This window comes from Paenibacillus farraposensis, from assembly GCF_020736845.1.
Classification (GTDB): domain Bacteria; phylum Bacillota; class Bacilli; order Paenibacillales; family Paenibacillaceae; genus Paenibacillus; species Paenibacillus farraposensis.
The window spans coordinates 156,872-168,265 of sequence record NZ_JAFFQR010000008.1 but is presented as its reverse complement, the minus strand read 5'-3'; the positions used below and the strand labels follow the sequence as shown (position 1 = coordinate 168,265).

At 44.1% G+C, this 11,394-nt stretch carries 7 protein-coding genes, 1 pseudogene and 3 CRISPR repeat arrays; of the genes and pseudogenes, 7 read left to right on the top strand and 1 reads right to left on the bottom strand.

The annotated features are described in order from the left end of the window. The first annotated feature begins 44 nt into the window (after positions 1-44). The 3 genes from JO375_RS01805 to JO375_RS01795 all read left to right on the top strand — a co-directional run bounded on the left by JO375_RS01805 (position 45) and on the right by JO375_RS01795 (position 3,444). The gene (locus JO375_RS01805; RefSeq protein ID WP_229522854.1) at positions 45-797 is read left to right on the top strand and encodes a vWA domain-containing protein; all 753 of its coding nucleotides are present in this window, start codon (positions 45-47) and stop codon (positions 795-797) included. 13 nt (positions 798-810) lie between these two features. Beyond that, positions 811-1,647, top strand: coding sequence for a hypothetical protein (locus tag JO375_RS01800; RefSeq protein WP_229522853.1), 837 nt, complete (start codon positions 811-813; stop codon positions 1,645-1,647). A gap of 215 nt (positions 1,648-1,862) precedes the next feature. Continuing rightward, a CRISPR array of direct repeats spans positions 1,863-2,497; the repeat unit is 32 nt; unit sequence GTCGCACTCTATATGAGTGCGTGGATTGAAAT. A gap of 137 nt (positions 2,498-2,634) precedes the next feature. Further along, the gene (locus tag JO375_RS01795; RefSeq protein ID WP_229522852.1) at positions 2,635-3,444 is read left to right on the top strand and encodes an SDR family oxidoreductase; all 810 of its coding nucleotides are present in this window, start codon (positions 2,635-2,637) and stop codon (positions 3,442-3,444) included. Positions 3,445-3,688: 244 nt separating this feature from the next. Further along, a CRISPR array of direct repeats spans positions 3,689-4,056; the repeat unit is 32 nt; unit sequence GTCGCACTCTATATGAGTGCGTGGATTGAAAT. A 54-nt stretch (positions 4,057-4,110) separates the two neighbouring features. Here the strand turns inward: JO375_RS01795 and JO375_RS01790 are convergent. After that, positions 4,111-5,232 (bottom strand): annotated as a pseudogene (locus JO375_RS01790) (IS3 family transposase). 79 nt (positions 5,233-5,311) lie between these two features. On the opposite strand from JO375_RS01790, the gene JO375_RS01785 reads away from it, so the two are divergent. The 4 genes from JO375_RS01785 to cas3 all read left to right on the top strand — a co-directional run bounded on the left by JO375_RS01785 (position 5,312) and on the right by cas3 (position 11,297). Continuing rightward, positions 5,312-5,464 (top strand): lipocalin-like domain-containing protein, encoded by a 153-nt coding sequence (locus tag JO375_RS01785; RefSeq protein WP_322098685.1) that lies wholly within the window; start codon positions 5,312-5,314, stop codon positions 5,462-5,464. Positions 5,465-5,495: 31 nt separating this feature from the next. Further along, positions 5,496-6,419, top strand: coding sequence for a LamG domain-containing protein (locus JO375_RS01780; protein WP_229522851.1), 924 nt, complete (start codon positions 5,496-5,498; stop codon positions 6,417-6,419). Positions 6,420-6,658: 239 nt separating this feature from the next. Further along, a CRISPR array of direct repeats spans positions 6,659-7,773; the repeat unit is 32 nt; unit sequence GTCGCACTCTATGCGAGTGCGTGGATTGAAAT. 477 nt (positions 7,774-8,250) lie between these two features. Beyond that, positions 8,251-8,562 carry a hypothetical protein gene (locus JO375_RS01775; protein ID WP_229522850.1) on the top strand — a complete coding sequence of 104 codons (312 nt, stop codon included), beginning with the start codon at positions 8,251-8,253 and terminating at the stop codon, positions 8,560-8,562. Between the two features lie 245 nt (positions 8,563-8,807). Then, positions 8,808-11,297 carry a CRISPR-associated helicase Cas3' gene (gene cas3 / locus JO375_RS01770; protein WP_229522849.1) on the top strand — a complete coding sequence of 830 codons (2,490 nt, stop codon included), beginning with the start codon at positions 8,808-8,810 and terminating at the stop codon, positions 11,295-11,297. Positions 11,298-11,394 lie beyond the last annotated feature (97 nt).

Genomic DNA, 11,394 nt, shown 5'->3' with positions numbered 1-11,394 from the left:
GATAAATAGAGCTGGAAGGTAACTGAGGGGAGCATGTGTAAACTATGAACTATACAATACAGGCATCACAGCGTACCCCCGCCCTGATCATTTACCTGATTGACATCAGCGCATCGATGAACATGCTGATGGAGGGGCGACGGCGTATTGACGTTGTGTATGAGGCTATATCGCTGGCGATCCGGCAGATGGTCTTTCGATCCACCAAAGGGAATCGCCTGACTGCACGCTATCGGATTGCGATTTTGGCTTATAGCGATGACGTATATGATCTATTGAATGGTGTAAAAGGGATTGATGAAATCGCGGCGATTGGTTCGCTGCCCGATTTGACACCCAAACGGTTTTCAGATTCGGCCAAAGCGTTCCTGCAAGCGGAGCGTATTTTACAGGCAGAACTGCCGGGAATGCAGGATTGCCCTGCTCCTCTGGTATGCCATATGACAGATGGAGTATCTACAGGCGATGATCCGGAGCCGATTGCTAAGCGCATTATGAGCATGAGCGTACCGGATGGTAATGTGCTGGTGGAAAATATCTTTTTATCCGACAGACTGCTGGAGACGCCTATCCAGGACCCCCGTCGCTGGAAAGGCTTGACGTATAATACCCCGTTGCAGGATGAGCATGCTGTGAAATTGCGTAATATGTCTTCTGTACTTCCTGAAAGCTACCGGGAGATGCTGTTTGAGGCAGATTATCAGCTGGGTGAAGGGGCGATTATGATGCTGCCTGGAACCTGTGCGGAGCTGGTGTCCATCGGTTTTCAAATGTCGGCCGCAACGCCTGTACGGTAAGGGAGGTAAAAGCATGAATCCACTGCTGTCCCTGCTCCCTGCGAGCAAAAGAAAGGGAATGCATGCAAGGCTGTCTCAGCAGTTTGCATATATAAGCTCTCAGACGGGCGATCAGCGTGTAACATCACATCACAGTCGTTTTACGTGTCGGTATGGGTATGGAAGGTCTGCCGAGTCTGCTAGCATGGGGGAAAGCGGTCAGGATTTTGCCGCAGTGCGCATTCATAAATCCGTTTGTTGTTTTGTCTTGTGTGACGGTGTCGGGCTTAGTTACCGAGGAGATTTTGCAGCCCGCTATCTGGGTTCCTCTTTGATGGGCTGGTTGGAAGAGGGACGGGATCTGTCTGCTGATCAACTGAAAATGTATCTTGATCGTTTGGCTAGTGCGGCTACAGAGGAGCTGGATCGGGAGCCTCTGGAACACGAATCCGGGTTTATGCGTTCTGTACTGGAGGACAAGCGTCGCCAGGGAAGCCAGTCCATGTATATTTGTGGTCGAATTGAGCTCCCAAACCGCGGTACCCGCGGGCGATTGAGACTGGCCTGGCAGGGAGATTCACGCTTGCGGCTGTGGAACGGTACGGAGGAAATCAGCGAGTTGTTCGATCACACCTTTTCTACCGCCGAGCGCTGGTCCACCAACCGGGGATTGATCGGAGGGAAGCCTCATTGGTACGAGAGAAGCATACCCGCGGAGATGCCGATGAGATTACAGGTGTATACCGACGGTTTATCCGATTTGGACCCTATTCGCGAGCCTGTTCCTGATGAGCAGATACAAGTATTGCTCGATGCATCCCATACCGGGGGACTGGACGATGATGCTGCATTTATTGAATTGCAGTGGTAGGAAAATAAAACACGATCCTGCTGGTCCAGCAAGGTGCGAATGTGAAGCTCACATAAAATTCCCGGGTCCTTCGCACCTCGAAATTTTGTCGAAAAGGATTTAAATTGGTTGTCATGGATAAAAGTCAATCGTAGATTCAAGCTTTTTCGGCATCGTTTGTTTTAAAAACGTACCGAATAGATACCTTTTTGGGATCAATTGGGTGCATTTTCGCTGTCGCACTCTATATGAGTGCGTGGATTGAAATCCCGCGAATTGGTCGGTTTCAACGGCTGTCTGCCCGTCGCACTCTATATGAGTGCGTGGATTGAAATTGTTATGATGGTAGTTGTCCAGACTCACCTATCGTCGCACTCTATATGAGTGCGTGGATTGAAATCACACAAGGGCTGTCCGTCTTTAATCCTGACCAAGTCGCACTCTATATGAGTGCGTGGATTGAAATTTGCACTCATTGTCGGCCCCATGTTGTTGTTGGCGTCGCACTCTATATGAGTGCGTGGATTGAAATAGGCATGTCATGAATATAATATCGTACCTTTATTGTGTCGCACTCTATATGAGTGCGTGGATTGAAATTACCAAGCCATTAGCCAAGCTGGAGACAGGACCCGGGTCGCACTCTATATGAGTGCGTGGATTGAAATAATCATTACAGGAGCATATCCACGAATTACGCCTACGGTCGCACTCTATATGAGTGCGTGGATTGAAATTCACATAGAACTCTTGTGTTGCATCTGGTGGTGTTGTCGCACTCTACATGAGTGCGTGGATTGAAATGCGTTACCGCTCGTAACTGGCCTTCGAGCCCTCTCGTCGCACTCTACATGAGTGCGTGGATTGAAATATCCCGAAAATGAAGTAATACTCTCTTTTTTTAAGTAAAGAAAAGAAATGGCAAATAATGCGCAAAAATGGTGATTATAAAGTATACCCTTTTGGGTAATCTTGTGAATATACAGGATACTGAAAGGAGCGATACATATGAGCTACACACCTTCAGGAAGCCCGCGCTTTGAAGGTAAAACTGCTCTAATTACGGGGGCCGGTTCTGGAATTGGTAAAGCAACAGCCATCCAAATGGCGAGAGAAGGAGCGAATGTCTCCCTTTTTGACGTAAGTAATGAGCGGATTTTGGAGACGGAAAGAGAGATTAATGCGATACGAGAAGGCTCAGCCCGTGCGTTTGATGTGGATATTGCCGACCCGGTTCGCGTAGAAAAAGCAGTTCTGGAAGCAGTTGAACTGTTTGGCGGCCTGAACATCGTTTTTGCCAATGCAGGGATTAACGGTGTGCTTGGACCGATTGAGGATTTGAGCATTGAGGATTGGCGGCAAACGCTGTCTATAAATCTCGATGGTACCTTCCTGACGGTGAAGTATGCGGTACCTCATTTGAAAAAAAACGGTGGCGGCAGCATTATCATTACCAGCTCCATTAATGGAAATCAGCGGTTTACCAGCTTTGGGATGTCAGCGTATAGCACTTCGAAGGCAGGTCAAACCGGGTTCGCTAAAATGGCTGCGCTGGAGCTGGCCAAATTCCGTATTCGGGTCAATGTCATTTATCCTGGTGCCATTTCGACCAATATTGATGAAACAACAGAGAAATCCGAAAGGTTAAAGCAGATTACCATTCCCGTTCATTTTCCCGAAGGAGGGCAGCCGCTGGCAAATGGGCCCGGTCAACCTGAGCAGGTAGCTGATTTGGTAACATTCCTGGCCTCTGATCATTCGCGCCACATTACGGGTGCGCAAATTGTGATTGATGGGGCAGAATCTTTATTGTTTTAGTATGAAAGCATTTCTATGACGGAAAAAGGATTTATGGTATTCTGATTGTAATATTTTGGTTAAGGTGCGAATGTGAAGCTCACATAAAATCCCTGGGTCCTTCGCACCTCGAAATTTTCGAAAAGGATTTTAATCAGTTGTCATTCATAAAAGTCAATCGTAGATTCAGGCTTTTTTGGTATTGTTTATTTTGAAAATGTACCGAATAGATACCCTTTTTTGGATCAATTGGGCACATTTTCGCTGTCGCACTCTATATGAGTGCGTGGATTGAAATTTCAAATGCACCGGGCCAAAGTTCCGTTTGCCGATGTCGCACTCTATATGAGTGCGTGGATTGAAATTATTAGGTATTCCGGTTGATCACGAACCTCTGCACGTCGCACTCTATATGAGTGCGTGGATTGAAATACGCATAACCATAGCGTCTTTTTCCGTATAGCTCGTCGCACTCTATATGAGTGCGTGGATTGAAATTGTCTTCCGGCGACCTAATCGGAGGCCGATACGTTAGGTCGCACTTTATATGAGTGCGTGGATTGAAATCAACAGTTTCAGGAGAAGTACGGAGTGAATAAAGGTCGCACTCTATATGAGTGCGTGTATTGAAATTTAAAATAAGAAATACAAATTTCAATACACCTTAGGTGGATTGTCAACAGTAAATCAGACAACTTTTTTAAGGGCCTCTTGGCGGTACTGAACAGGTTTTATGTATCCCAGTGTTCCGTGAATGCGATGCTTATTAAACCAGTTGACGTAATCATATAGTTCGATCTCCAAATGATGAAGGCTCTGAAATTCCATCTGGTTTACGAACTCGGTTTTCATGACCTTGTAGGTGGCTTCCGCTACGGCATTGTCATAGGGACAGCCTTTCATGCTCAGTGAACGACCGATCTTAAAAGTTTCCAGAAGCTCGTTCATCTTTTCATTTTTAAATTCACTGCCACGGTCTGTAGGAAACCACTGAATTTGATGCAGATCACCCTGTACTGTGGCAAAGGCCCGAGAAATCAGAGCAGCGTCCTTGTTCGGACCTGCACTATGACCGATAATCTCTCGATTGAACAGGTCAACGAGTACGCAAATGTAGTGCCACTGGTGCTGAACCTTCACATAGGTCAGGTCGATGACAGCGAAGCGCCTGGTCTCGGTTTGGTCAAATTTACGATTCAGGATGTTGGCTGTAGCTTCTTCGTTGCATGCGGCTTTATGCGGCTTATACTGCGCCACCGTGTACGTGGAAACCAGTCCTTGTGCTTTCATGATGCGGCCAATTCGGCGTCTGGACACCACGAATCCGCGTTCATGGAGCTTGACCTTGATCTTGCCGTGTGCCGTAGGCTTTTCGGTTTTTGTGGAAGATATCCACAACCGCTTCGGTCATATCGTCTTCATGGACCCGTTCCCTGGCTTCATAGTAGAACGTACTTCTTGCCATTTGTAGGACATCGCACATTGCTGATACTGAGTATTTATCACGATTGTTCAGGATGATAGCTACTTTCGTCCCCTGATCAGCGCGGCTTGCTTTAAAATATCGACCTCCATCTTCAAACGCTGGTTCTCTTTTCGCAAAGCCATCAGCTCGTTTTCATCTGAAGAACGATTGTCTTTCTCCTTGAAGGATCCTGACGTCTAAGCTTGCTTGATCCAGCGATCTAAAGCTGAAGCTGTGAGTCCATATTCCTCCACAATCGTTGCCCGGGATTTCCCGTTTTCATAGAGTTGCACCATTTGCTTTTTAAATTCTGAGGTGAAGGTTTGCCGTTGTTGTTTTGGCATTGTAGAGATCCGCTCCTTAACATGATAGGTTTATTCTACAAGCCCTTATTTTTCTTCTCCAACTAAGTGTAGCCGATCCATTATTCAGCTAAAAGCAGATCATACTGTCACAGGTGAGCTACAAGGGACATGGCGCAAGGCAGGAGACGCTAGAGTCCAACTGACGCTGGGCGGGATCGCCTATGACGGAGTTTTCATAGACAATGGGATGAATTTACCAAGCGATATGTGATGGCATTTGCGGTTTATCCCAAACTGGGGAAATGGCTTGGGGCAGCCAGCTTCCTAATTCATCCGATGCAACCGTAGTTGAAAGTGTATATCGTGAGCTGGAGCTTGGTGATACAAGTCGGATGGTAGCAAATTTGACCTTGCCCAAAGAAGGCAGTCGGCAAACCTCGATTACCTGGAAAACCTCTGACCCGAACGTCATTTCCGCCACAGGCGAGGTCAAACGTCCTGCAATTGGTGAAAAGGCTACCTCAACAACCCTGACAGCTACGATTACCAAAGGGGGGAGTAATAAGCACAAAATCTTTAACATCACAGTATCCCCGTATGAGACGGCAACGCTGACGGCACAGTACCCATTTGAAAATGATCTCAAGGCTCACAAGGTTGTTTTTGCCAATGGAGTGGTTATCGGTGACCGAATCGATCGTGATGGCGGAGCCGTTACCTACACTGAGGGGGGAAGCGGCAAAGCGGTATTGTTGGATGGAAAATCCGGAATTCAACTGCCCCAAGGAATGATATCCGGTCCTGCATATTCCGTGTCATTGTGGGTTCCTCCCCATGAGTTGACGCTGTATACACCGACTTTTTTCGGAGCTATGGATAACAACCACTGGATTAGTTTGCTGCCCAAAGGTCCCGAGGGAGAGAACACGATGCTTTGGTCCGGCGGCTCACCTCGGTATAACGGCAGCACTGGTATGAAAATCAAAGCCAATGAGTGGACGCATCTGGCCTTCACGGTAGACAACGGAGTGTTATCCGTGTATGTGAACGGCAAACTTCAGTTAACAGGCGCAGGATTTCCGAATATATTTACATCCAAAGCCGGAACGTTTAGCTTAGGTGTTAACTGGTGGGACCCTGTTTTTAAAGGCGCTATCGATGAATTAAATATATTCGAAGGTGAGCTTCCTCCATCACAGTTGGCAGAGCTGGCAAAGATAAAATAAGTCCAGGCACGTATTTTCTGCCAAGTTAAAAGAACTTTGTGAAAGCAATTTTGTTCAGGTGCGAATGTGAAGCTCACATGAACTTCCCGGGTCCTTCGCACCTCAGATTTTGTCGAAAATACGTCGAAAGTGAACAAGATGTGAACGGATTGCAAGGGATTGAAGTAATAATGGATGCGTTTTGACCGAAATAACGCTAGAATATTACTTAAATGGGGAAGATTTGACCCATTTTCGCTGTCGCACTCTATGCGAGTGCGTGGATTGAAATATCCATAACATGTTCCTCCTGCTGTGCGACGACCGTCGCACTCTATGCGAGTGCGTGGATTGAAATACCTTCGCAATAATACTCGCTTGGCTGTTTTTCTGTCGCACTCTATGCGAGTGCGTGGATTGAAATCATATAAATCCGAAAGCATCGGTAGCACCCCGCTGGGTCGCACTCTATGCGAGTGCGTGGATTGAAATCTTTAATTGTCCAAGAAACTTTACCTTGCGTCGTTAGTCGCACTCTATGCGAGTGCGTGGATTGAAATATCCACAATCAAAAACAGTTTCTATCCACCTGTTTGGTCGCACTCTATGCGAGTGCGTGGATTGAAATATGACCAACCGTACTCGAATATCCACGTTAACAAGTCGCACTCTATGCGAGTGCGTGGATTGAAATCATATAAGGTACTCCCCAGCACTATCCACGCGTCGTCGCACTCTATGCGAGTGCGTGGATTGAAATTGTACTGGAACGTCCTGAGTTGGAACGCCCTGCGCTGGTCGCACTCTATGCGAGTGCGTGGATTGAAATTCCCTACTCCAGTCATCTAATAGCCACAAGATAGCCTCGTCGCACTCTATGCGAGTGCGTGGATTGAAATTTCAATCAAAAAATATACGATGCTCATAAAGTGCTTACCGTCGCACTCTATGCGAGTGCGTGGATTGAAATATAGCAGGTTTTTCTCCGTTATATGCCAACTGTACCGTCGCACTCTATGCGAGTGCGTGGATTGAAATAGATATGCAGGCTGCCCGTAGTCTCCTGAACCGATGTCGCACTCTATGCGAGTGCGTGGATTGAAATCCCTCATCATCACGTAGGCGTTTGATGTAGGTGGCATAGTCGCACTCTATGCGAGTGCGTGGATTGAAATAGTGAGTTGCTTTGTGGTGCTGCCCGCCTTGCGTTCGTCGCACTCTATGCGAGTGCGTGGATTGAAATCCCAGGCTACCCCAAACCAAATTAAAAACAGTAGTCGCACTCTATGCGAGTGCGTGGATTGAAATCATCCGTTCGAGGCCGCCGTTTGCTGCGATAAACTGTCGCACTCTATGCGACCGCGTGGGTTGTAATCGTGGAGGGTGTAAGTGAGGGACTAAAACGTAGAATCGTCCTCTGACTAAGTTAGTGAATTGAAAATAAAGCTGAATAAATTTCAGCTTTATTTTCAGTCTATACATCCAATATGTGCCGATAATTTAAATAATATAGTTGCTAATATGTAATTCAATAATTTTAGTGAATAGATTGAGAGGATTATGAGAAAAGACGGAAGTTATGTTTAAAAAGAATGAGAAAAAACCCGCTAAGGGCGGGCTCTTCAATATAATTCTATAGTTTTCAATCCACGCCTTTCAGCGACACGCCGAGTGTATCATAAATCATTAATTTAAAGCAATTTTTATCGACTACGTTGCAAAACATAAATTTTTTTGATCTTTTGGGAAATGTTACTGTGTTTTATATAAGGCTCCTATAAAATTATATTGAATAAGATGGGCGACATTAACATTCAGTAGTTATTAGTGAATTACAAGGAGGCGCTTAAAGATGGAGAAAAACAGTAGAAAAACAGAAAACAGTTTTCAGGAATTTAGTTTTTTGTTGCGAGTTGATAGATTTAATTATGATGAGTTATTAGATTATTGCCGCACTAAAGGGCTGCTTGTACACGAAATTAAAACTTGGGTTAATGTTTCTGAGCAACCTAATGAAATCAGAATTAAACAGTTGGAAGAAGAACTTAGAGGTACAAAGCAGAAATTGAAGGCATTAGCTAATGAGATGAAACAAAAAAATTATGCATTAGCAGACATTGCAACAGCAATAATTTCACGAGGAAAAAAATCCAAAAAACCTTAATTTTATAATTGTTCTATACAGTCATCCATAAATATAAGTGTGGTATTATAGAGGAGATTCAATACTGCTAACAATGGAAGAGATGCTAAAAAGACAGGAAATAAGTCTTATTATGAGACACTAGTTTTAATCAAAGAAATCTACAGAACGCATACAGCAGGTAATGTTATTAGCATAAATTTGATTTTGTTGTTTTTTTACTTGGTAAAAAAATTACTCTAAAAGAAAATTAAAGGGGATTAATGATGGACTATATCGCCCATATACGGGAAAGTGATCAAGAGGTTCAAACGGTTGCCGAACATCTATTGGAAACTCAACAATTAGCAGAAATCTATGGTGACAAAATAGGTATTCGGCATATTACCGGACTCGCTGGTATGTTGCATGACTTAGGGAAGTACACGACAAAGTTCCAGAATTACATTCGTTTAGCGATACAAAATCCGGAGAATCCACCGAAACGGGGAAGCGTGGATCATTCGACCGCTGGTGGAAAGTTATTGTACAACCTCTTTCACATTCAACCTCAAGGAGCATTTGATCAGCAGGATTTTATGAACAAGGGTCTATTAGCTGAAGTAGTAGGAAACGTGATTATTTCGCACCATGCTTATTTACAGGATTTTTTAGACCCCAATTTGGAATCGAAATTCTTGGATCGGGTGCGTGACCGAAAACTGGAGGGATTTGATCATGCGGTTGCCCTTTTTTATGAGCAAGTTATAGAGGAAACTACGTTTTATCATTATGTGAATCAGGCAGGAGCCGAGTTGGTTCGCTATATGAAACGAGATGATAAGACAGAGACTGAACTTAAAATGATGTTCTTAACCAAGTTTGTGTTCAGCGCATTGATTGATGCGGATCGAACGAACACTCGTTGTTTTGAAGAAAATAACGTGAAAGGCGATATAAGCAGCAATGAACCGATGATCCATCAAAAGTTATTTCAAACGTATTACGAAAAATTAATGGTACATATAAACACTTTGCAAACAGGGTTGAATGCCAGTTCTTCCATTCAACAACTTAGAAAAGAAATGTCCCAACAATGTGAGCAGTTTGCGGACAAGCCGTCCGGGATATATACGCTCTCCATACCTACAGGAGGTGGAAAAACACTAGCCAGCTTACGTTATGCCCTAAGGCATGCAGCCGCTTTTGAAAAAAAGCATATCATCTATGTTGTTCCATTTACGACAATAATTGAACAAAATGCCCAAGAGGTTCGAAAAATCTTACTGGATGATGCTAACATTCTGGAGCATCATTCCAACGTGGTCATGGATGAAGTAGAAAATATAGATGGAGAGAGTAACGAACTTGAAGATGCTGTCGTGAATACACGCCAAAAATTAAAGCTGGCGAAGGACAATTGGGATTCGCCGGTCATCTTCACCACGCTGGTTCAGTTTTTAAATGTGTTTTATGCAAGCGGCAGCAGAAATATCCGCAGACTTCACAATTTGAGTGAGTCCGTTATCATCTTTGATGAAGTACAAAAAATACCCACCCACTGTATTTCATTGTTTAATCAAGCAGTGAATTTTTTGAAAACATATGCTTCTTCAAGTATTGTTCTCTGCACTGCCACACAACCGGAATTGGATTTTGTACACAATAAGCTGGAAATTGAACCAGATGCCGAAATGGTGCACGACCTCGATTTTGTCATAGAAGCGTTTAAGCGGGTTGAGATCGTTGATAAAGCAACAGATGTGAGCATGGACACGGAAAAACTTGCCGATTTCGTGGAACAACGGCTTGCTGATGAACCAAGTATACTTGTTATTTTAAATACAAAAACGGTCGTGAAAAATCTGTATCACCGCTTAACAGAAGGAAGCAGTGGGGTCCCTGTTTATCACTTAAGTACCTCTATGTGCCCTGCTCACCGCAATCACATTCTGGACAAAGTAAAACAGCATCTAGCAAACCAACAACCTGTTGTTTGTATCAGTACACAACTCATTGAGGCGGGAGTGGATATTAGCTTTACATGTGTCATTCGCTCTTTAGCTGGCTTAGATTCTATTGCTCAGGCAGCAGGCAGATGTAATCGCCACGGAAGAGATGAAATGAAACAGGTGTTTGTCATTGATCATGAAGAAGAAGATCTTGGGCGGCTCAAAGAAATTAAAATCGGCAAAGAAATTACTAGAAAAATGTTCATTGACTTACAACGTGATCAAGCCTGCTATGGGGGTAACATATTGTCTCCCCAGGCTTTGGAAGTATATTTTCAAAAATATTATACCGAGCTAGAAACGAATTTGAATTATTTTATACCCGAGTTGAGAAAAAACATGACTGAACTACTGGCGGCCAATCGTAGTGAAAATACGTACTATCGTTCGTATTACAATGAGAGAGGCACGATTCTCCCCTTATTTTTAGCGAATAGCTATAACACAGCAGCAGATTATTTTGAAGTTATTGAAGATCATACGACCGCAGTCATTGTTCCTTATGGAAGTGGGGCCAAAGAAGGGAAGGAAATCATTGCTGATCTAAACGGACAGCAAAGCATAGAGGACCTTAGCAGCCTGCTGCGCAGGGCGCAGCAATTCACCATTAATATATTCCATTATGAGAAACAACAACTAGATCAAAATAAGGCGTTGGTTTCTTATTTGGATGGGAAAATATGGGCTTTAACTGAGGGGGCCTATAATAATTCCTATGGGCTTAACCTTGAAAATGATAGTCTGCATGACGGTTTTATCTTATAGGAAAACCTTTTTAGGTCTTGGGGCTTGTATTTTGCGTTGACTGACTGCGTCAAAAGTAATATTCTGGTATTGAATTTAGAAAAAAGTCATAGAAAGG